This is a genomic window from Flavobacterium sp. CFBP9031, from assembly GCF_034044945.1.
Classification (GTDB): Bacteria; Bacteroidota; Bacteroidia; order Flavobacteriales; family Flavobacteriaceae; genus Flavobacterium.
This window is the reverse complement of the sequence record NZ_JAXCWF010000016.1, coordinates 69,862-92,764: the sequence shown is the minus strand read 5'-3', so window position 1 is coordinate 92,764 and position 22,903 is coordinate 69,862. Positions and strand designations below refer to the sequence as shown.

Genomic DNA, 22,903 nt, shown 5'->3' with positions numbered 1-22,903 from the left:
GATCAAGTCCTTGTTAAGCTTCAAACTTAAACAAAGGTAGCTATGCATAGTATTTTTAGGAAGAAAGGGTTTTGCCTGCGCTCAACCTGACAAATATGGCTGTTGAAAACAATACAGCTTCTAACCTAGCCCCGATAGAAGTGGAAATCCTTTTGTGACGGGGTTCGGCACAAAAGATTGCAACGGATAGCGGGACTGAACGTCTTGAAAACATAAATTCTTCTGCTTCTTAAACAAATGGCTGATAATCATATCGGTTTTGTTTTGTTAATTCAGAAAAATGTATTAATTTTGCAGTCCTTTTGGCAGAGAAGAGTTTCTATTAGGAATCAACCATTTATGTAAAACAACTTCTGTATTTTCTATCGCATAGAGAAACTCGAGAAAAACAGAATACAAATTTTTTTATCAGCATGTCTGAACAATTAAAATCACAAGAAGAGTTTTTAGCAAATTTTAACTGGCATAACTTCCAAGAAGGAATTGATGCAGTAGATGAAAAAAACTTACAAGAGTTTGAAGAACTAGTATCTAAAACTTTCATCGCTACAGATCAAGAAGAAGTAGTTGAAGGAGTTGTTGTTAGAATTACAGATAGAGACGTTATCGTTGATATCAATGCTAAATCTGAAGGTGTTATTTCTTTAAATGAATTCCGTTACAACCCAAACTTAAAAGTAGGTGACAAAGTAGAAGTATTAATCGACATCCGTGAGGATAAAACAGGTCAATTAGTATTATCTCACAGAAAAGCACGTACTATCAAATCTTGGGATAGAGTTATTGCAGCTAATGAAACTGGAGAAATCGTTAACGGTTTTGTTAAATGTAGAACTAAAGGAGGTATGATTGTTGACGTTTTCGGAATCGAAGCGTTCTTACCTGGATCTCAAATTGACGTTAAGCCAATTAGAGACTACGATGTATATGTAAACAAAATGATGGAATTCAAAGTGGTAAAAATCAACCACGAATTCAAAAACGTTGTTGTATCTCATAAAGCGCTTATCGAGGCTGATATTGAAGTACAGAAAAAAGAGATCATCGGTCAATTACAAAAAGGACAAGTATTAGAAGGTGTTGTTAAAAACATTACTTCTTATGGTGTGTTCATTGACTTAGGTGGTGTTGACGGATTAATTCACATTACTGACCTTTCTTGGAGTAGAATCAACCACCCAAGTGAAGTTCTTGAATTAGACCAAAAATTAAACGTTGTAATCCTTGATTTCGATGATGAGAAAACAAGAATTCAATTAGGATTGAAACAATTAAACGCTCACCCATGGGATGCTTTAGATGCTAACTTAACTGTTGGTGACAAAGTTAAAGGTAAAGTAGTTGTAATCGCTGATTACGGTGCATTTATCGAAGTTGCTGAAGGTGTTGAAGGTTTAATCCACGTTTCTGAAATGTCATGGTCAACTCACTTACGTTCTGCTCAGGACTTCGTGAAAGTTGGAGATGTTGTTGAGGCAGTTATCTTAACTCTTGACAGAGATGATCGTAAGATGTCATTAGGTATCAAACAATTGACTCAAGATCCATGGACTGACATTACTTCTAAATACCCAGTAGGTTCTAAACATACAGGTATCGTTAGAAACTTTACAAACTTTGGTATTTTCGTGGAATTAGAAGAAGGAATTGATGGATTAATCTACATCTCTGACTTATCTTGGACTAAGAAAATTAAACACCCATCTGAGTTTGTAAACGTTGGTGAAAAACTTGATGTTGTTGTATTAGAGTTAGATGTTGAAGGACGTAAATTATCTTTAGGTCACAAACAAACTACTGCTAATCCTTGGGATCAATACGAAGATTCTTTCGCTGTAGGAACTATCCACAACGGTGAGATTTCTGAAATCGTTGACAAAGGAGCTACTGTAGAATTCGGAGATGATATCGTTGCTTTCATTCCTACTCGTCACCTTGAAAAAGAAGACGGAAAGAAATTGAAAAAAGGTGATACTGCTGATTTCAAAGTAATTGAATTCAACAAAGAATTCAAAAGAGTAGTTGCTTCTCACACTGCTATCTTCAGAGAAGAAGAAGAGAAAAACGTGAAAGCTGCAACTGAAAATACTTCATCTGCATCTTCTACAAATGCACCAGCTGCAACTTTAGGAGATAACAATGATGTATTAGCTGCATTAAAAGCTAAAATGGAAAAAACTGAGAAAAAATAATTCTTAGCTTTTTATAAATAGGAGTCCCACAGTAATGTGGGACTTTTTTTTTGCTCAAATTTTATTTTATTTAGAAAACTTTAACAAATAAAGTTGTGTTATTATCTTAAAAAGTTATTTTTGTATGAAAATACCACATATGAAAAAACTCTACTTTTTTGTTTTGGCTTTATGCTTTTTTAATGGTGCAAATGCACAATTTGTTTCTTTTCAGGATTTTAATCTTAAAATTAAATTGCTGTCATCTCCTGTAAATACCAACTCCAATTCGGAAATTGAAATCAGCGAAGCGTTAAATACTACTTATTTAGATATTAGCAACTCTAATGTCATTTCATTACAAGGATTAGAAAGTTTTGCCAATCTTCAATTTTTAAATTGTAGTGACAATCCAATTATGACAGATGTTGATTTTAATTTTCTAAAGAAATTAGTTTATTTAAAGTATTCTAATATTCAAAACAAACAATATTTACAAATTGAAAATTTACCAGAGTTAACCACTATAATAGCTGATGGACTAACTAATTTGAAATATGTTCAATGTACAGGAAATCCAAAACTAGAGACATTAAACTTAAATGGGGCAGTTAGTTTGACTGAAATTGCGGCTTCAAATAATAAATTGACTACCTTAAACCTTCAAGGTTTAACTGCACTTAAAAAGTTATATTGCGGAGGAAATCAATTGGCTGAATTAGATGTCAGAAGTTTAACAAATTTAGAATCTTTAGAATGCGGTGGTAATCTGTTGACATCACTAAAAGTGAATGGCTTAACAAAACTTTTTTCATTATCATGTACTTATAATAAACTGTTACAATTAGATCTTAATGGATTAACTAATCTGGGTTATTTACAGTGTTTTTCTAATCAAATAATGAGCCTTAATGTAAGCGGTTCAGCCAATCTTATTGAGCTTTATTGTGATGGAAATGCTATTTCATCATTAAATTTGAATGGTTTAGAAAAACTCGAATATGTAAATTGCAGTAGTAATCAATTGCAATATTTAAATATAAATGGACTGCCAAAGCTTAAAGGTTTTAGATGTATAAATAATAAGCTTACAGCTTTAGATTTAACGCAATTAGCAAGTCTAACAAAATTGGAGTGTTCTTACAACCAATTGAAAATGTTGGATGTAAGTGATTTAGGTGAATTAGAAGAGCTTAACTGCTCAAACAATGAGCTTAACTTTTTGTATATAAGAAATGGCAATAACGAAGCTAAAAATTTAAATTTTTCTGAAAATCCAAATTTGTTATATGTTTGTGCAGATGAAAGTCAATTGTCGCAAGTTCAAAGTCTTTTAAATAATTATGGGTATACCAATTGCAGTGTAAATGCCTATTGCTCATTTAATCCAGTAGGGCAATATTTTATTGTTTCTGGGGATAATAAAATAGACGCAGATAATAACGGCTGTGATACTCAAGATTTAAATTTGCCAAATTTAAAGCTTAATATATCTAATGGAACTGATACTTCAAGTTATATAGCCAATGGAAATAATTATTCTATTGCCTTGCCAACAGGAACGCATTCTATAACACCTGTTTTAGAAAATCCTACTTATTTTGCGATTACGCCATCAGCTATAAATGTTGACTTTCCATCACAGACAAGTCCGTTGAATCAAAATTTTTGTATTACACCAAATGGTATACATTCAGACTTAGAAATAGTCGTTATACCAATCAATCCAGCTAGACCAGGATTTGAGGCATCATATAAAATTATTTATAAAAACAAAGGTAATATAGCAGAATCTGGATCAGTGAATTTAAGTTTTAATGATTCTGTTTTGGATTTTATCGCATCAAATCCAGCTGTAAATACTCAGAGTACAAATAATTTATCATGGAATTTTACAAATATTAAACCTTTTGAGTCCAGAGAAATCACATTTACCATTAAAGTAAATGCTCCGACAGCTACTCCAGCTGTAAATAATGGTGATATATTGGCATATACAGCAACCATAGTATCTTCAAATGCAGATGAAACCCCTAAAGACAATTCATTTGGCTTCAATCAAACAGTTGTAGGATCTTATGATCCGAATGATAAAACCTGTTTGGAAGGCTCAGTTATTACTTCAGAATTAATAGGTGAGTTTGTGCATTATTTGATTCGTTTTGAAAACACAGGAAGTTATCAAGCGCAAAATATCGTTATAAAAGACATCATTGATTTATCAAAGTTTGATATTTCAACGCTAATTCCAACGAGTTCTAGCCATCCTTTTGTAACTAAAATTTCTGGAGGAAATAAGATAGAGTTTATTTTTGAAAATATTAATCTTCCTTTTGATGATGCCAATAATGACGGTTATGTAGCTTTTAAAATTAAAACCAAACCAACACTTGTTGTTGGAGATTCATTTACAAACGAAGCAAATATTTACTTCGATTATAATTTTCCAATTTTAACCAATACAGCAACTTCTACATTTAAAAGCACTTTGACGACCCAAGATTTTAATTTTTCTAGATATTTGGTTTTATATCCAAATCCATCAGATCAAATTTTAAATATTTCTCAGAATGAGAATATTAATGTGCAATCTTTTGAGATTTATGATATTTTAGGTCAATTAATAATAGCCATTCCAAACGCAAAAACAACCTCAAATATTGATATTTCCAAGCTGAAAACGGGTAATTACTTTATAAGAGTAAAATCAGATAAAGGAAGTTCAAGTATGAAATTCATTAAGATTTAAATAGAAAGTCCCACAGTAATGTGGGACTTTTTATTTGTTTCAGGTTTCAGGTTTCAAGTTTGTTTCGTTTGTCAGTTCGAGCGGAGTCGAGAACCTTTTTGAAAGTGATTTTTTATTTTAAAGCTAATAATTTAGATTCTTCTGGTGTAAAATCATTTACAATTACATATGTACTTATATCTGCAATTGCCATTTCATCTAATATATCAACTAGATTTTTAAAGTTAGATTTTTTACTTGGTTTAATAATAACAACCATTCCTCGTCCTGGTCTTCCTAATTGAGCAGAATAATTAAGCATGTTTTTGTTTTGTTTTAGAAGCTCTTCTCTTATTCCGTCCTTTCCGTATCCAAACTTTTTAGGAGCAACTTTGGGTATTTCTAGTAATCCCATATAAGACACTAATTTATTATCATCTCCCAGTAAAATTGTATAAGATCGGTTTTCTCCGCAGCCACCTCTCCAACCACATGTACGCGAATCATAATCTGGCAGACTTAAAGCCATAGCTTTGTTTTTTCGTAATTCTATTGTGACCATAAAAAAAATGATCAGTAAAAAAGAGACGCTAACCATTGCAGTTAAATCTACTCTTGTATTTAATTTTCTACTTCTAACTTTTTGAGGTAAATTTTTCATAGTAAATAGGTTTTGGAATTTAAATTTAACGATAAAAAGAAAGCAAAAACTATTAAGGTATTAAAAATAATCAAAACTTTTATTTTGTTTTAAAAGATTGTTTCTCAGTGTAAATTGATGATTTTTCAATATTCGTTTTAATTATTTTCATTTATATTAAAACCAAAACAAATATATCGACGTAAATGAATTTATAACTTAAAAACAATAAATATGAAAACTAGAAAATTTTTAGCTCTTGCAGTTTTAGCTTTAGGATTTGCATTTACATCAAATGCACAAAAATCAGTAATGGTTGGTGGAGCAGCGATGTATCCGAATAAAAATATTATCGAAAATGCAGTTAATTCAAAAGATCACACCACATTAGTAGCAGCAGTAAAGGCAGCCGATTTAGTTGAAACATTAAAAGGGGCAGGTCCGTTTACTGTTTTTGCTCCAACTAATGCCGCTTTTGATAAATTGCCAAAAGGAACTGTAGAGACGTTATTGAAACCAGAGAATAAAAAAATGCTTCAAAATATCCTGACTTATCATGTAGCAGCAGGAAAATGGAGTTCTGCTGATATTGCAAAAGCAATAAAAGACGGAAAAGGGAAAGCAACAATTAAAACAGTAAGCGGTGGAACTCTTACGGCATGGATGAAAGGTAAAGATCTATATATTACTGACGAAAATGGCAGTAAAGCAAAAGTGACCATTGCAGATGTTAATCAGTCAAATGGTGTAATTCATGTAATAGATGCTGTTTTGCTTCCGAAAAAATAAGTAGTTTCAAATTCCAAAAAAAAAATTCCAAATTCCAAGCTTAAATTGGAATTTGGAATTTTTATTTTGAGATTTTTCCAAGATTATTTTTTAGCGGTTAATGTACTTCCTGCAGAAGCAATTATAACACAAAGTACAGCTAGAATTTCGTAGAAGTTTAAATTTTCTTGAAGAAATATAAAAGCGCAAATAGAAGCTGCTGCTGGTTCTAGACTCATTAATATGCTAAAAGTGCGGGGTGGAAGTTTTCCTAAAGCCTTCATTTCTAAAGTAAACGGAATCGCACTAGACAAAAGCGCAAGAGCAACACCCATTCCGAATAATTTTGGTGTAAGATTGTTTAATCCGCTTTCTATAAAACCAAAAGGCAAGACTAAAATCGCCGCAAACAGCATTCCGGTTGTAACGGCATCTCCATCATTCATTATTTTCGAAATTTTACCTCCTAAAACAATATAAGCACTCCAGAATGCTCCAGCGAGAAGCGCGCATATAATTCCGATAGGATCTAAGCGATCGTTTGTCCATGGTGCAATTAATAAAATACCAATTGCAGCCAGCATCACCCAACAATAATCAACCAAACGTTTTGAACCTGCTATAGCGAGTATTAAAGGACCAACAAACTCTAAAGTTACCGCTAAACCAATTGGAATTTTTTCTATTGCGAGATAAAAAATTAAATTCATGGCCCCTAACGACAGACCATACGGAATTACAATTTTCCATTGTTGCGGAGTTATCGCTTTTAGATTTGGTCTGTAAGCCAGTAATAAAATTAACGCCGAAATACCAATACGCATAGATGCCGTACCAGCTGCGCCGATTGTAGGAAATAGTGTTTTGGCAATAGCAGCCCCACATTGAACACTAATAATAGCTAATAATACTGCTGGAACAGGAGGAAGGCTGAATTCTCGGTTTTTCATAAAAAATAAGACAGAATCATAAAAAATAATTGCTGTCGGATAATAAAATGTATTCTAAATTAATTGTCCAATGCTCTTTTTGTAACATAGGCGCGGTAACCAATAATAGCCATTTGCCATTTCGTAGCCTTAGAAATATCTAGACCTTTTTTGGTAAAGCTTGGCAAAAGTAGTTTATTTAGTTTAGCTAATAATTTATACATAGTAGATTTGTTTGTTCAAAGATATAAAAAAAAGACTTTGTGTTTGAGGCAAAGTCTTTTGGGTAGTAAAATGTAAAAGTATTTAAATTTTGAGAATCAGATTTTCGTCGCCTTCGGTTTCACGATTTATGGCATTTTTGGGAGCTTCCATCCATCCCGTTTTATTGATGACAAATTTGAAAAGATGTGTTTTATTTTTTTCAAATTTCGATTTTGGGACTGATAATTCAAATGTGTTTTTGTTTTTCTGAATCATTTGAAAATTCTGGTCATTTGGATTCCATTGGTCAAAAGAACCCGCTATGGAAACGCTTTTAACCAAATTCGGATCTAAATTCTTATCATGTTCGTAAACAAATACAACATTATCGTTGACGATCTTGTAACCGTAAAGGCCTGCTTGTTTTTTGTTTTCACTCAATAAATCATTAGAGAGTCTTGTAATGGCTTCACCAAGTGCATTGCCGGTATTTTCATCACTTATATTTACAATGATTGAAATTCCTAATTGACGTTCAGGATAAACAACCAGCATATTTTGAGTTCCAAAAGCACCGCCGTGTTTCCAGCAGTTTTTTCCATTTTCATCTACTTGAATATAATCCCAGAAATAACCGTTCCAAGTTGTTGGGTTATTTAACAGGTTTCGTTGTGATTCTTGAACAATTTTACTTTTTGTATTAAGCTCATAAGCAATAAATTTAGTCAAATCACCTAAAGTAGATTTTAGCATTCCAGCGACGCCCCAAAGATTGTCTGAAATGTTTGGCATTAGAATGCCTTTTAGATTATAGCCGTTTGCAATAACAGTATTTGGACTTAAATTTATACCGCTTGACTGCATGTCAAGTTTTGAAAAAATGTTTTCTTTCAAAAGCGTTTCATAGCTTTTTCCATAAACGTTTTCTAAAATATGAGCCGTAAGATTAAGACTTCCGTTGCTGTACTTGAATTTTGTTCCTGGTAAAGTGTCTAATTTTATAGTTGTAAGATCTTCAAAAAACTTCTCACGACTATACATTTCATCCATCTTTTTAAAAGCCAAATAGCTACTATCGTTTCTGTTTTTTCTTAATTCGGCAGTATCTGGAAGATCTTTGTCAAAACCAGTTCTAAAAGAAACCAAATCTTTAATAGTGATTGGAGTTCCGTTATATTCTAAGTTTGGATAAGAGCCTGTAATATATTTTCTAATATCATCGTCTGGATTCAATTTTCCTTCCAAAACCGCTTGCGCCGTCAGTAAACCTGTAAATAGTTTCGTTATAGAAGCAACTTCAAAAACAGTATTGTTGTTCGCAATATTTTCTTTTCCCTTATCAATTTCGCCGTAATGTCTCGTATAGATTTTTCCATTCTTAACCACTCCAATTGAAATAGAATTAGCTTTTGACTTTCCTATTAAAAGCGAAGCTGTTTTGTCCATAGCAATAAAAGTACTTTTTTCAGCAGTATTCTTCTGCGCTAGAATTGAAAAGCTAAAACATAAAAACAGAAGTATAATGAGCTTTTTCATTTTAGTAAATATGTTTTTCATTTATTAAAGAGAAGTATAGATTACTTCGCTAACATTGTGTTGATTTTCTCCAGCATTTCTTTTGCATTATTGTTATCGGGAGAAAGAGATAATGCTTTTTGATAGTTTTCTTTCGAAAGTGCCAATTCATTATTTCTAAAATAGCCATCAGCCAAACTATCAAATGCGTTTCCAGATTTCGGATTCTCTTTTGCATTAAGCTCTAAGACTTTTATTCCGTCATGTAATCTTCCATGATCCATTAATGTATAGCCAATAACATTTAGTCGATATTCAAAGTCCCAATCTGGATGATTCTTTTTTATGGCTAAATAATTCTGTTGCGCTTTTGTAAAATCTAATTTTAAAAAATTCTGATTGATTTTTTCTCCAGCTAGTAAAAATTCATCTGTAAGTGTTTTATCTACAATCGAAGCCACATGATTAATTACTTGACTTTGTACATATAAGCCCGAATATTTATGCCCATTGGATAAAAAGATTATCGTTAAATCACGATCCGTAAATTTTCTAAAAGCAGTTTCATTGCCACCAGTAAAGCCGTATGAAAGGACATTATTAACCGGTACAATTTCCCAGCCGAAAGCAAAACGATCTGTGGTGTTGGCAAACGGAAACGGTTTCCACATATCGTATTGGGTTTCTTTTTGAAGATAAACGCCTTTATCAAGATTTTGATTCCAGCGAATAAAATTTGGTAAAGAAATATTTAAGCCGTTTGCAGAATGAGCGTCGGTGCCAAAGTTTGAAGTGCTTTTAACGTACTTTTTTGTTTTATCATCATAGTTGTATCTAGAAGCACTGTTGAGTGCCGTTTCGCCAAAATTGGACGAAAAATAAACGCCTGATTTTACAGAAGGAAACTGATTTTGTAAAATATATTCTTCAAACGTCAAACCCGTAATTCTTTCGATAATTTTAGCCAGAAATAAATAATTGGTTTGATTGTAACGATATTGATTTCCTGTTTTAAAATCCATTGTTTTTTGAGAAAGTAAAGCTATTTTTTCGTCAAGTGGTGCCGTTATCGGAATTTCTTCAAACCTAACAACATCAGGAAGTCCAGAAGAATGAGAAAGCAAGTTTTTAATTTTTACGTCTTGCCATTCTTTTGGTGTATTTTCTAAATATTTTGAAATAGGGTCTTCAAGAGATAATTTTCCTTGTTGAATAAGTTGAAATATCCCAACATTGGTAATTAATTTGGTAGTTGAAAATATTTTAAAAGCAGTGTTTTTATCCACTGCTTTATTATCTTCTATAGAAGCTTTGCCAAAATATTTTTCATAAACAATTTTACCATCTTTTATTACTGCCAATGCCACACCGGGAATTTCATTAATTGCTATTACTTCTTTTATGTAATGGTCAATTTTTTGTTCTGTTGATTTGTCAGCTTTTTTTTGACCAAAAGATAAATTAAGAACGAATAGTAAAGAGACGGTAAGAAAGGCTCTCATCAGGATTAAGCTTTTTTATTCTGCTTTTCCATTTCTTTCATCTCTTTTTCACGCTGCTTCATGTCTTTTTCATGTTGTTTCATGTTTTTTTCATGTTGCTTCATATCTTTAGCATGTTGTTTCATATCAAGTTCATACTGCTTCATGTCTTGCTCGTATTGTTTCATGCTGTTTTCATAGTCTTTAGAATCGTCTCCGAATTTGAAATTAAAGTCGTAGTTGAACTTTTCCATGTTTGCGCTGAATTTTTCCATAGCAATTTCATATTTCGCCATTTCTTTCTCATAAACTTCTGCTCTTTGCGACATGATAGCTTCAATTTGCTTTTCGTATTCTTTCATTTGAGGCTCAAACGCTTCCATCTGTTTTCCAAATGCTTCCATGTCTTTTTCAAATTTAGCCATTGCTACTTTATCTTTTGGATTTTTTGGAGCAACAGGAGGTTTTGGCATTTTTGACATATCAATTGCTGGAACAGGAGGCATTGGTCCTGAAGGAAATGCTGGTGGAGTTGGAGGTGCAGGAGCTACAACATCAGATTCTCCATTGCCAAAAGTGCGAACAATAACTTTATTATTTTTGATAATCATTGGTGTTCTGAAATTTCCATCGGTATTAATTACAATAGCCTTTGATCCGTTTTCGTTTGTTCCAATTGCCAATTCGCAGTCTTTAATAGCTTCGTCTCCGTCAATTCTGATCATTTGTTTTTTTCCAGAATCCGATTTTACTTTGATTTGAATCCCAGTCAATTCTTCTTTGGTATTTCTTTTTACATCCGAAATTTCGACATCCAGATTATGATTTGCCTTTAATTGGCCTGGCAATTCATTTAATTCCTTATCAGTCGTGTTTTTAGTAATTTTGATTGTTTGGTCAGTATCTTTAACAGTGTCTCTTTGGATTGAGGCAACTTCAGCCTGTTTCTTTTCTTGTGCAATGGTTCTTATTTGAAATAAAAGAACAAACGCACCAAGAGCAGGTATTACTGCCGAATACTTCCAGTAATTTCTTTTGTTTGATTGATTTTTGTTTAACATGACAATTCGTTTTTTGATTAATGATTGATAAAAATGATTGGTGATTGCAACACAAGTTTCGTGTGTTGTGATTTTTAAAAGTGTGTATTGATACGCTTTTTTGTCGGCAATTTTTTTAGAAGCTTCACTATCTGCAATGAATTCAAGATTTTGAAGAATAGCTTTCTTATAAAGCCAGATAATTGGGTTAAACCAAAATAGAATGCAAAAGATTCTAGAAATCAAAACATCAATGGTATGCTTTTGATCGCTGTGCACTTTTTCGTGCTCCAAAATACTTTCCAATTCCGACGAAGTATATAGTGATGAGTTATATACAATGTAATCGAAATAAGAGAAAGGAGCTATATTTTCATTAACATCGATAAATTTAAAATCTTCCTGCTGTTCAATCTTTTTTCCTTTTAAAACAGAATTCAGACTGTAAAAATCAAGCGCAAATTTGATCATGAAACCTAAGAAGCCAATTGCGTAAACTACAGCCGCGACCAAAGTCCAATTGATTACAAAATTCTCTTCTTCAATAACAGAAACAGTTGTTGGCTTATACGGAGTCTCATAAACAGCAGCTTCATGATTTGAAGTTGGAATATTCGATACATCCGTTGTTGTAGTTGTAATTATTGGATCTGGCATTGGCGCTGGAGGCGTTTCAACCCAAATTACTTTCGTATAAACTACAAAAGGCAATACCACAGAAGTGATTAATCCCGCAATTAAAAACCAGCGGCTACTGTTAAAAAAAGTTTCTTTGCGAAGTAAAAAGATGTAAGCAAAATAAAACATTGCTAATAACCCGCTTGATTTTAAGATAAAAATGAAAAGTGCTTCCATAACTATTTTGATTACTTACCTGCTTTTGGATTTTCGATCATGTCTAAGATTTCACGCAATTCGTCTGCCGAGATTTTTTCTTCTTTAGCAAAAAAAGAAACCATGCTTTTGTATGAGCTATTAAAATAATTGTCAATTGCAGTGCTCATGAACCCTTTTCTGTAATCTTCGATGCTTACAGCTGGATAATATTGATGTGTATTTCCAAAAGCATTATGTGCAACATATCCCTTTTCTTCCAGATTACGAACAATGGTAGACAAAGTATTATAATGTGGCTGATCTTCTAAAATCTCTGCTTGAATTTCTTTTACAAAAGCTTTTTTCAGCTTCCATAAAATATGCATGATTTCTTCTTCTTTATTGGTCAGTTTTTGCATTTCTCAGTGATTTAAAAGATTAAAACTTTTTATTTTTTGCTTTTAATTTCGACAATCCCATTCTCGCCTTTTTCGCCAAATAAAGCTACAGCATCTAAGCTTTTGAAAACTCTTACCGATTTAATCGTGCTAGGAGGAAGGCTGTTCATATCAAAATCAGAAGGCATATCTTTTCCATCTAAAATTACAAGCGGAAAACCTAATTTCAAATTCGTTTTTACACCATTTGAAACAGCAACAGATGTTCCTTTATCAGAAGAAGTAGTAATAACCGTATTATTGTCATTATCTACAATTACAGTAGTGCTAGAATTTGCACTACTATTACTGTTAGTTTTTGTACTAGTATTAGAATTAGTGTTAACATTGGTTTCGGTTTTTAGTTTATTGCTAATTGCTTTTTTAGGTTCTTTGTCATTAGAATTATTTACAGTCTGAATTCCTATTTTTTTATCCCCATTTTTATAAGTAATAATAATTACTCCGAATTCATTTATTGCTTTATCCGAATTTTGAATGGATTTTGAATGCTGTTTTCCTTTCTTTATATCGACTGTAATAGATGTTAGTTGGTCTGAATCATTTCTCTTAACTTCAGACATTTCAAATTTTACATTGTGGTTTTTCTTCAAATTATTCTTGATTTCATTTAATTCAGCATCTGTAGAATTTTTGCTGATTTTAAAAACATCTACAGATTCAATATTTGAATCGTTTTCTTTTATAATTTGTGGTTTTTCTTTCGCAATTACTTCAACTTGAAATAATAAAACAAATGTGGCAAGTGCAGGAAGCATAAGATAATACTTCCAGGAATTCCACTTTTTTGATTGATTTTTGTTTAACATGACAATTCGTTTTTTGATTAATGATTGATAAAAATGATTGGTGATTGCAACACAATTTTCGTGTGTTGTTATTTTTAAAAGCGTGTATTGATATGCTTTTTTGTCTGAAAGTTTCTTAGAAGCTTCACTATCAGCAATAAACTCTAGATTTTGAGTGATTGCCTTTTTGTAAAGCCATACAATCGGATTGAACCAGAAAATGATACTGAAGATTCTCGAAATCAATACATCAAAAGTATGGTTTTGATCGCTGTGCACTTTTTCATGTTCCAAAATGCTCTCTAATTCTGATGCTGTGTAAAGTGATGAGTTGTACACAATATATTCGAAATAGGAGAAAGGCGCGATATTCTCGTTGATATCTACGAATTTGAAATCGGCTTGTTGTTTGATTTTTTTTCCTTTTATAATAGAATTCAAACTATAAAAGTCAATTGCCAGTTTTAAAAGAAAAACAAAAAGACCAATTCCATAGAAGCCAACAATAATATAGTTCCAATTAAATTCTACCGATTCGCTGTCTGGGTTATTTATTAATGTTGTTTGGATATTGGTATCAAAATTAGGAGCAGCATCAATCCAAATTACTTTTGTGTAAGTCAATAATGGTAAAATTACTGAGACTATCAAGCCAGATAAAAGAAACCATCTGTTGCTGTTAAAAAATGTTTCTTTGCGCAGTAAAAAATAGTAAGCACAATAAAACATTAGCATTAAGCTGCTTGATTTGGCGATGTAAATGAAAACTGCTTCCATAAACTGATTATTTTTTTTCGTTTTTATTTTCGATCATTGATAAAATTTCACGCAATTCATCTGCTGAAATTTTTTCTTCTTTCGCAAAAAAGGAAACCATACTTTTATAAGAACTATTGAAGTAATTATCGATTGCAGTTTTCATAAATCCTTTTCTGTAATCTTCAATTGCTACAATTGGAAAGTATTGATGGGTGTTTCCAAAAGCATTGTGTCCAACATATCCTTTTTCTTCCAGATTACGCACAATAGTTGATAATGTATTGTAATGTGGCTGATCTTCTGTTATTTCGGCTTGGATTTCTTTTACAAAAGCTTTTTTCAGCTTCCATAAAATCACCATGATTTCTTCTTCTTTGTTTGTTAACTTCTGCATCTTCTCTAATTTTAATTCAAACCTACAACTATTTTTTTAGTTACACAACTATAAAAGTAGTTATTTAACTAAAAATTAAGTTTGGTTTTAGTTTTGAACGCAGAAATGCTATTCAAATTTAATGGTAATAAATTGAATTATAAGGATTTAAAAGGTGAAAAGTTTTTTAAAGAAGTCTTCTCGTTTGTCAAAGCGTTCTTGATCCAAATATAGCATCACGTTTCAACAACCATTGAAAGGATTTATATTTGCGATTGTAGTAAAAGTTTTAGTGTAAAAGCTTTTTAATATTTTATTTGTTAAATTAAATTTAATTATTTTATATTCACGACAATTAATTGTAAGATATTTTTTAGTTAAAAAAGAATTTTATTATCCAACCAATGTTAATGCGTATGCACAAATTTATTAAGTATTCCGTTTGTTTTTTTATTGCACTTTTTCTTTTATCGTGTAGTAATGATGTTTTAGAAAAAAATCAGGAAAATGTAAAAACCGTTACGACTGATTTAGAATTATCGAAATTTTCAAATCCCAATATTGCACAAAATGTTGAAGTCGATTTTGAAAATGTAAACGTAATTGAAAAAGACGATTTTAAGATTTCAGAATTCTTAGCAAAAGAAAAAGTTGTAAACACTTTTGAATCTGACGTTCTGCAAAACCATTTGAAATATCAAGGTGTTACAATTGAAAGTGAAGGCAAATCTCAATCATACTTTTTAGAAGTTTTTACGCTTGCAAAAAGTGCTGTTTACCCTGAGACTATCACAAATCTAAAGGACTTTACAGGGGGATTGAATGTGTATTCCTTTGATGGTGAAAATTTAGGTTCAGTAGTTGTTAGAAATGGTAAAGCGGCAAATGTTTCAGGAAAAAATGAGTTAGATGTTTTGACAAAAACAATAAATTTGTTTTATGCTCCATCCGATATTACAAGCAAAATACCTCTATGCAAGGAGACATATACACAAACGGTATGGCTAACTCAAGATGTTTGGCGAATAATTAGCAATGGTTCAAAGATTTTAGAGGTCATCTATGTAGGTGAAAAGGTTACTAAAACTACTAATACCGTGCCTTATCCTTGTGAGAGTTCAGGAGATGTAGAAGCTATAAAATTACAGCGAATAGCGCAATATTCACATTATAGCGAAAATGGGCAATATCTTGGAGAGAGTTCTTCTTTCCAAATTATGGATTATCTTACAGGAAAAGCAAAGTGCCTTAATGATTTATTAAATAAAAACGGGAATTCTTTTGTCCAAAATCTATTTTCAAAGTTTGAAGGGACATCAAAGTTCGATATTGCAATTTCCTCCGTAGATGCCTTACCTAAAACTGTAGATGGCGTTGTAACATATCTTAACGGGAGGACGTTAGAGCCAAAAGGTAAATTAATACAAATCGAAATTAGCACTACTGAGGTAAATAAAAGAGCTCCGCTTGAAGTTGCGAGGATTATATTGCACGAATATATACACGCAGATATTTATAGGAAACTTGGCACAGTACTTGCTATGAATGTAGAGAATTTAGATTTTAAAACGACATATGAAAATTATGAAAGGGAACAGCACAGTGTAATGGCCAAATTGTACGTTCAGAGTATGAAGGAAGCATTGAAACAATTTCATCAGAGTATTTTGCCTGGTGATATTAAAGCTTATACTGATTACTATAAAGAACCACCAAGTGACGCGTTTTACGAGGCTCTTGCGTGGGGAGGGTTGAGAGACAGTCATGTAAAAGCTTGGAATGAATTATCAGATGAAAAAAAGGCATCTATAGAGGCTCTTGCTAGCAGAGTGGAGCAATTCTCCAAAACAAGCCCTTGCAGTAACTAATAATAAAAAATAAACGATATGAAAATTGCTACACTTTTTATTTTGTCATTATTTCCTTGCTTTGTAGGAGCTCAGGAAAAAGTAAAAGACACACTTTTTTTTGCTTATGATAGTAATTATATTAATACATATCCTGAAAATCCAAATGATTATTATATAAAAGATGGGAGTGGTGCTCGTATTGGTGGCTTTTACTTTATTGAAGTTCAAAAGATAAAGAATTGCAAGACTAAAAAAAGAGAAATTAGTCTTAAAGAATATATTAGGTCATCTAAATTCTATGATGAAAACAGAAGATTAAAATTATGGGATTATGACCTTTCGACTTACCTTAAAAATTACGTTATTTTTTTAGTCAAAACTGAAAACGGTAAAAAAAGTTATATACAAGTTGAATCAAGTTTTGAAATTGAATAATTTAAAAATTAAACACAAATAGTATTAAACTGAGAGTCGTATAGAATTGTACGACTCTCTTTTGTTTTAGATAAAGAAAATGCCTGCTTTTGTTAGATTTTAAAAGGTTAAAAGTTTTTTTTAAGAAATCTTCTCATTGGTCAAAGTGTTCTTGATCCAAATATAGCATCCTGCTGGAACAGCCATTTCAAAAGATTTATAGTTGCTATTGTAGTGAAAGCTCTAATGTAGAGGTTTTTTAATATTTTATTTGATGAATAAATTACAATTCTTTTATATTTGTAGCTTTGAATTGTAAGATATTTATTAATTATAATGACGAATTAGTAGAGGGTCAGAAAATGCAAAAATTGCAAAGATTGATTTAGAACTAGAGAAATTTACTAATCTCAATATTGAACAAATGTTGAAGCCGAAAATGTCAATGAAATTAAAAAGATAAGCAATGTCTTGGAATGGTTCGAAAGAAGTAGATGGTGAAGTTTGGAATATTTTAACTCCTAAAAAAACATAGATAAATACAATATTTAACAACCAACTTAAGAAGCTAACACAAGTTCGCTTTTGTGATAATAAATAATATCAAACTTAATTTGATTTGAACGATGATGTCGAAATTTAAAATCTTTGTTTTTTTAGGATATACACTTATAATACATTTATTTTTTTTAAGTAATTTACATGCGCAGCAAAAAGTTGAAAAAGATACGTTGTATTTTAAAATAGATAATTCCTATCTGTTTGAAAATAAAAATATTCCAAAAACTTTTTTTATTGAAGACGGAAATGGACACACCGAATTTTGTTTTCAAGAAGCTGAAATTTTGTTTAATTTAAAACCTACAGAAGTATTGGATTTAAAGTATTTTATAAGGAACTCAAAATTCTTTATAAATCAAGGAAAAATAGCATTAGATATAAAAGGACTGGTCGATTTTATAAAAAACTATAAAATTATTTTAATAAGAGAAAGTGATAAAAAGACCGAATATATTAAAGTAAATGTTTCAATTATGATTTTTGGATAAATATTTAATATAAAGCTTGAAATTTTAAAAACAAATTATGAAAATATTCATTTTATTCCTGACTTTTATTCTTGGAATAAATTCTCTAGCTCAGGAAAAAGTAAAAGACACACTTTTTTTTACTTATGATAGCCAATATATTATTACGCATAAAGAAATCCCAAATCATTTTTACATAAAAGATGGTAGTGGTGCTCGTATTGGTGGCTTTTACTTTACTGAAGTTCAAAAGATAGAGAATTATAAGACTAAAAAAAGAGAAATTGGTCTTAAAGAATTTGTTAGGTCGTCTAAATTCTATGACGAAAATAGAAGATTAAAATTAAGAGATTATGAACTTACTGATTACCTTGAAAATTACGTTATTTTTTTAGTCAAAGCTGAAGATGGTAAAAAAAGGTATATACAAGTTGAAGCAAGTTTTGAAATTGAATAATTTTAAAACTGAAATAAAAATATTTTTTTTGAATTGAGAGCCGTACAATTTTATACGGCTCTCTTTTGTTTTAAATTAAGAAAACGCTTGCTTTTGTTAGACTCTAAAAAGTTAAAAGTTTTTTTTAGGAAATCTTCTCGTTGGTTAAAGCGTTCTTAATCCAAATGCAGCATCCCGTTGCAACAACTCCGATACAGGCCATAAAAAGCCAGTTAATTTGATAACCAAATCGGGTAATAATTTCAAATCCTAGCTTAGAACTAATAATATGAGCAAGGCTAAAACTCATTGTATAAAGTGCCATGTATCGGCCTTCTTGTCCGCGAGGTGCTCGGCTTAAAGCAAATGCGTTAGAAAAAGGGAAAGTAAGCACTTCTCCAATCGAAATGCAGACCATGCTCACAACCAAAATTCCGGCCCAGAAATTAACTAGAAGTAAAAAGAAACTGCTCGCCATAACAAACGATCCAACGATGATAATTCTAATCTTTGGAAAAGCTTTTCGCTCTAAAAATCCAACTGTTGGCATTTCTAGGGTAAAGATTAAAAGTCCATTTAAAGTCATTAACAAACCGGTTTGGAATTCGCTTAAGCCAAATTTTTCATTGTGATATAAAGGTAAAGTGGTAAATAACTGGAAGAAAATCATTGCTGTAATGAAACTTACAAACAAGAAAACCCAGAAAATTTTATCGTGAAAAACCGATTTTACATCAGTAGCACTTTCTGTTTTATCATCATGCGTTGCTTTTTTCTTTTCTTTTACCAATAAAGCAAAGATTGAAATCGAAATAATACAAGAAGCTCCGTCAACCCAAAACAAACCTGAATAACCCATTCCCATAATAATCAAACCTCCAAGCGCTGGTCCGGCTGCAAAACCAAGATTTACAGCAAGACGCACAAGCGTAAGGGCACGAGTACGGTTTTCGGGTTTGGCATAAGCGCCTAGAGACACAAACATAGCAGGACGAAACATATCTGCAATCGTCATAAGAACAAACATGGCGGCACAAAGCGCCCAGAAAGTGGTAATATATTGAACAAAAAATAGCGAAACTCCACTAGTGAATAAACTAAAAATCATGATTTTATAGAACCCGATTTTATCCGATAATTTACCGCCAAGCCAGGAACCCAGCATAGATCCAAGACCAAAAGCCACCATAATCCAACCTACTTGGTTATAGGTAAAATGAAGATCTTCTTTTAAATATTTGGATAAAAAAGGAAGAACCATTGTTCCAGCGCGGTTAATAAAAGTGATGATAGCAAGAATCCAAACTTCTCTGGTAAAACCTCGAAAGTTGTTAATGTAGTGAGTTAAGGCAGTTTTAAGCATTTTGTTTGATAAATTATCGTCACAAAGTTAGGAAACTTTGTCTCGTTAAGTGGTTGCTGTTTTGTTACTTTTGAACTATTTTTGCAGAAAATTTCTAAGATGAAAACTATAAACGCCCTTGCTTTATTGTTGGTATTTAATTTTGGCTTTGCACAAAAAAAGTTCAATAAGACCGATGTTCAAAAATTTCAAAAGAAAATCAATACCGAGTTTGCTGATCCTAAGACGAGTCCGTTGATGGCTGAAGATTTGAAAACCTTTAAAAGCTTAGAATTTTTTCCTATTTCAGAAACTTATTTTGTAACTGCCACTTTGGAAAAAGCCAAAGGGGGAAAAGTTTTTGAAATGAAAACTTCAGGAAATTATACTCCAAAGTATATTAAATATGGTACTTTAAACTTTAAAATAAACGGAAAAGCTTTTAAACTTGCCGTTTACCAAAGTTTAGAACTTATCGTTCAAGAAAAATATAAAAATCATCTTTTCTTGCCTTTTTCAGATTTAACAAGTGGAAAGCAAAGCTATATTGGAGGCCGCTATATTGATTTAGAAATTCCGAAAGAAAATACAATAGCAATCGATTTTAATCAAGCTTATAATCCGTATTGCGCTTATAATTACAAGTATTCTTGTCCGCTTGTACCACAGGAAAACGATTTGAAAATTGAAATTAAAGCAGGAGTAAAAGCGTTTCATTAATGGAATATTTTAATTTTCATACACATCAATTTACCAATCAATCTAATGTTGTAGAATTGGTTAATCAGTATACAAAAGATTTTGATGAGACGATTTCGTTTTATTCTGTCGGAATTCATCCTTGGTATATTGACGAAAATCGAATTGATGAAGATTTGAGAATTATTGAAGAAAAACTGCAAACTCCAAACTGTTTGGCAATTGGCGAATGCGGTTTAGATAAAAGAATTGAAGTTCCGTTTGACTTGCAGATTTCAGTTTTTGAAAAACAATTGGAATTAGCAGAAAAATTCAAGAAACCTGTAGTAATTCATTGCGTTGCGGCTTTTCAGGAAGTAATGGCAATCAAGAAAAAAATGAAGATAGGAGTTCCAATGATTATTCATGGCTTCTCAAAAAATAATCAACTGGCAGAGCAATTAATTGCAGCTGGATTTTATCTTTCGTTTGGAAAATATCTATTGAAAAATCCAGATTTAAAAACGGTTTTTCAGAATGTTCCAAATGATCGTTTTTTCTTAGAAACCGATACAATTGAAGAATCGATTCAGCAAGTTTATGAATTAGCTTCAGAATATAAAGGATTAAATTTAAAAGAATTACAAGGCGTTATTTTAAGTAATTATAAAAGGTTATTTAAACAATGAAAGGAATAAAGAATAAAGAATAAAGAATAAAGAACATAGAAAAAAGAATATAGAGTAAAGAGTTTTTGTATTCAAAGTTTGTCACCCTGAGCGAAGTCGAAGGGCGTTCCAATTAGGGCTTCGACTTCGCTCAGCCTGACAACTGGGAAAAACTTGAAACCTGAAACTTGAAACTTGAAAAATCATAAACTTGAAACAAAAAAATAAAAAAGAGAATATATGGCAGAATGGACAGAAAGAGCAGAGCTTTTGTTTACTAAAGAAGGATTAGAAAATTTACAAAAATCTAATGTTTTAGTCGTTGGGCTAGGAGGAGTTGGATCTTTTGCAGCTGAATTTTTAGCAAGAGCGGGAGTAGGTAACATGACAATTGTAGACGGAGATGTTGTAGACATTACGAATATTAACCGTCAATTGCCAGCTTTGCATTCTACAGTTGGACAGCCAAAAATTAAAATTGTCGGCGATCGATTGATGGATATTAATCCGGAATTGAATTTAACTCGTGTTCAGGAATTTCTTTCGCCAGAGCGTGCTTTTGAGATTGTTTCTCCAGAATTTGATTATGTTTTAGATTGTATTGACAGTATTACTCCAAAATTAAACCTTATTATTGCTGCAAAACGCAAAAGAGTAAAAATCATTAGCAGCATGGGAGCAGGAGGAAAAATGTTGGCTTCTAAAGTAAAAGTAGCAGATATTTCAAAAACAATTAACTGTTATTTTTCTAAAACAGTCCGTAAGCGTTTAAAAGAAGTGAAAATCAATAAACTGAAAGTGGTTTTCTCTTCTGAAATTCAAGACGAAAAAAGCTTAAAATTAACAGACGGCAAAAACTTTAAAAAGTCATTTTACGGAACAAACAGCTATATGCCAGGATTATTTGGCTTGCACGCTGCCGAAACAGTGATTAGACATTTGCTTAAAAAATAAGGTTCTAAGATGCTAAGATTCTAAGTTGCTAAGTTTTTTTTTAGCTAGAATGGTGAATCTTAATTTCTTGAACTTATAAATAGAACTTAAAATAACTTTGACAAAGTTCAAAACTTTGTCAAAGTTAGATACAAAAGAGAGAAACCTTAGAATCTTAGTATCTCAGAACCTTAGAACCTAAAAAAAAATGATTAAAACAGTAATTTTTGATATGGATGGCGTAATCGTTGACACGGAGCCAGTTCATCGTTATGCCTACTATTTACAATTTTCAGAATTGAATATCGAAGTTCCGGAAGAGATGTATACCACGTTTACTGGATTTTCGACTCGAAATACATTTCAAACTTTAAAAAGTTATTTTCCAACTGTGGAGCAGGAAGTGGAAGATTTGATTCAGAGAAAAAGAACTATTTTTAATGAAGCTTTTGATACTAAAGAAGATTTGCATCTTTTGGATGGGGTCGAAGATTTGATTAAAGATTTGTACAACAACGGAATGCAATTAATTTTGGCTTCTTCGGCTTCAAAAGTAACTATCGATCGCGTTTTTACAAGATTCAATCTGCACCAGTATTTTACGCATATTGTGAGTGGAGAAGATTTTCCGCAATCAAAACCAAATCCAGCGATATTTATTCATGCGGCTTCTCTTTCTGTTGCACCAAAAGAAGAATGCGTTATTATTGAAGATAGCACAAATGGAATAAAAGCAGCGAAAGGGGCAGGAATTTATTGTATAGGATATAATAGTGAGCATTCTCATCTTCAAGATTTATCTGAAGCTGATTTAGTTATAGAACATTTTAACGAATTGAATGCTGAAAAAATATCACAGCTAAAGGACTGAATTATATTAAATT

At 31.7% G+C, this 22,903-nt stretch carries 21 protein-coding genes; 11 read left to right on the top strand and 10 right to left on the bottom strand.

Features of this window, described 5'->3' with window-relative positions; all coding sequences use genetic code 11:
* Positions 1-413 precede the first annotated feature (413 nt).
* Both rpsA and SOM12_RS22225 read left to right on the top strand, forming a co-directional pair.
* Positions 414-2,192, top strand: coding sequence for a 30S ribosomal protein S1 (gene rpsA / locus SOM12_RS22230; RefSeq protein ID WP_250836229.1), 1,779 nt, complete (start codon positions 414-416; stop codon positions 2,190-2,192).
* Between the two features lie 124 nt (positions 2,193-2,316).
* The gene (locus SOM12_RS22225; RefSeq protein ID WP_320495536.1) at positions 2,317-4,920 is read left to right on the top strand and encodes a DUF7619 domain-containing protein; all 2,604 of its coding nucleotides are present in this window, start codon (positions 2,317-2,319) and stop codon (positions 4,918-4,920) included.
* A gap of 112 nt (positions 4,921-5,032) precedes the next feature.
* On the opposite strand, the gene SOM12_RS22220 is transcribed toward SOM12_RS22225, so the two are convergent.
* Positions 5,033-5,560: an ExbD/TolR family protein gene (locus tag SOM12_RS22220; RefSeq protein WP_095931137.1), complete on the bottom strand. Its 528-nt coding sequence runs from the start codon at positions 5,558-5,560 to the stop codon at positions 5,033-5,035.
* A 213-nt stretch (positions 5,561-5,773) separates the two neighbouring features.
* Here SOM12_RS22220 and SOM12_RS22215 point away from each other — a divergent pair, with 213 nt between their 5' ends.
* Entirely contained in the window at positions 5,774-6,328 is a 555-nt protein-coding gene (locus tag SOM12_RS22215; protein WP_250836226.1) for a fasciclin domain-containing protein, read from the top strand.
* Between the two features lie 83 nt (positions 6,329-6,411).
* Here SOM12_RS22215 and SOM12_RS22210 read toward each other — a convergent pair whose 3' ends face one another.
* The 8 genes from SOM12_RS22210 to SOM12_RS22175 all read right to left on the bottom strand — a co-directional run bounded on the left by SOM12_RS22210 (position 6,412) and on the right by SOM12_RS22175 (position 14,691).
* Positions 6,412-7,257 (bottom strand): DMT family transporter, encoded by an 846-nt coding sequence (locus SOM12_RS22210; RefSeq protein ID WP_320495533.1) that lies wholly within the window; start codon positions 7,255-7,257, stop codon positions 6,412-6,414.
* Between the two features lie 59 nt (positions 7,258-7,316).
* On the bottom strand, positions 7,317-7,460 hold the full coding sequence (locus SOM12_RS22205) for an SsrA-binding protein (RefSeq protein WP_095931140.1): 144 nt from the start codon (positions 7,458-7,460) through the stop codon (positions 7,317-7,319).
* 82 nt (positions 7,461-7,542) lie between these two features.
* A complete protein-coding gene (locus SOM12_RS22200) occupies positions 7,543-8,976 on the bottom strand; it encodes a serine hydrolase (RefSeq protein WP_320495531.1) in 1,434 nt (477 codons plus the stop codon).
* 41 nt (positions 8,977-9,017) lie between these two features.
* A complete protein-coding gene (locus SOM12_RS22195) occupies positions 9,018-10,457 on the bottom strand; it encodes a serine hydrolase domain-containing protein (RefSeq protein ID WP_320495528.1) in 1,440 nt (479 codons plus the stop codon).
* Positions 10,458-10,462: 5 nt separating this feature from the next.
* Positions 10,463-12,331 (bottom strand): M56 family metallopeptidase, encoded by a 1,869-nt coding sequence (locus tag SOM12_RS22190; protein WP_320495527.1) that lies wholly within the window; start codon positions 12,329-12,331, stop codon positions 10,463-10,465.
* A gap of 11 nt (positions 12,332-12,342) precedes the next feature.
* A complete protein-coding gene (locus SOM12_RS22185; protein WP_095931144.1) occupies positions 12,343-12,711 on the bottom strand; it encodes a BlaI/MecI/CopY family transcriptional regulator in 369 nt (122 codons plus the stop codon).
* A gap of 29 nt (positions 12,712-12,740) precedes the next feature.
* Positions 12,741-14,315: a M56 family metallopeptidase gene (locus SOM12_RS22180; protein ID WP_320495525.1), complete on the bottom strand. Its 1,575-nt coding sequence runs from the start codon at positions 14,313-14,315 to the stop codon at positions 12,741-12,743.
* 7 nt (positions 14,316-14,322) lie between these two features.
* A complete protein-coding gene (locus SOM12_RS22175; protein ID WP_320495522.1) occupies positions 14,323-14,691 on the bottom strand; it encodes a BlaI/MecI/CopY family transcriptional regulator in 369 nt (122 codons plus the stop codon).
* 395 nt (positions 14,692-15,086) lie between these two features.
* Here SOM12_RS22175 and SOM12_RS22170 point away from each other — a divergent pair, with 395 nt between their 5' ends.
* The 4 genes from SOM12_RS22170 (at position 15,087) to SOM12_RS22155 (ending at position 18,419) form a co-directional block, all read left to right on the top strand.
* Positions 15,087-16,538, top strand: coding sequence for a hypothetical protein (locus SOM12_RS22170; RefSeq protein ID WP_320495520.1), 1,452 nt, complete (start codon positions 15,087-15,089; stop codon positions 16,536-16,538).
* An 18-nt stretch (positions 16,539-16,556) separates the two neighbouring features.
* Positions 16,557-16,955: a hypothetical protein gene (locus SOM12_RS22165; protein ID WP_320495517.1), complete on the top strand. Its 399-nt coding sequence runs from the start codon at positions 16,557-16,559 to the stop codon at positions 16,953-16,955.
* Between the two features lie 605 nt (positions 16,956-17,560).
* Entirely contained in the window at positions 17,561-17,983 is a 423-nt protein-coding gene (locus tag SOM12_RS22160) for a hypothetical protein (RefSeq protein WP_320495515.1), read from the top strand.
* Positions 17,984-18,020: 37 nt separating this feature from the next.
* Positions 18,021-18,419 (top strand): hypothetical protein, encoded by a 399-nt coding sequence (locus tag SOM12_RS22155; RefSeq protein ID WP_320495513.1) that lies wholly within the window; start codon positions 18,021-18,023, stop codon positions 18,417-18,419.
* Between the two features lie 124 nt (positions 18,420-18,543).
* Here the strand turns inward: SOM12_RS22155 and SOM12_RS22150 are convergent, their stop codons facing one another.
* Positions 18,544-19,761 carry an MDR family MFS transporter gene (locus SOM12_RS22150; protein ID WP_095931147.1) on the bottom strand — a complete coding sequence of 406 codons (1,218 nt, stop codon included), beginning with the start codon at positions 19,759-19,761 and terminating at the stop codon, positions 18,544-18,546.
* 99 nt (positions 19,762-19,860) lie between these two features.
* Here SOM12_RS22150 and SOM12_RS22145 point away from each other — a divergent pair, with 99 nt between their 5' ends.
* The 4 genes from SOM12_RS22145 to SOM12_RS22130 all read left to right on the top strand — a co-directional run bounded on the left by SOM12_RS22145 (position 19,861) and on the right by SOM12_RS22130 (position 22,890).
* A complete protein-coding gene (locus SOM12_RS22145) occupies positions 19,861-20,460 on the top strand; it encodes a DUF1684 domain-containing protein (RefSeq protein WP_095931148.1) in 600 nt (199 codons plus the stop codon).
* On the top strand, positions 20,460-21,107 hold the full coding sequence (locus SOM12_RS22140) for a TatD family hydrolase (protein ID WP_095931149.1): 648 nt from the start codon (positions 20,460-20,462) through the stop codon (positions 21,105-21,107). Before SOM12_RS22145 ends, SOM12_RS22140 begins: the two co-directional genes overlap by 1 nt.
* 219 nt (positions 21,108-21,326) lie before the next feature.
* Positions 21,327-22,040: a tRNA threonylcarbamoyladenosine dehydratase gene (locus SOM12_RS22135; protein ID WP_250836263.1), complete on the top strand. Its 714-nt coding sequence runs from the start codon at positions 21,327-21,329 to the stop codon at positions 22,038-22,040.
* 187 nt (positions 22,041-22,227) lie between these two features.
* Complete coding sequence (locus SOM12_RS22130; RefSeq protein ID WP_320495510.1) at positions 22,228-22,890, top strand: HAD family hydrolase; 663 nt, start codon at positions 22,228-22,230, stop codon at positions 22,888-22,890.
* The last annotated feature ends 13 nt before the right edge of the window (positions 22,891-22,903 follow it).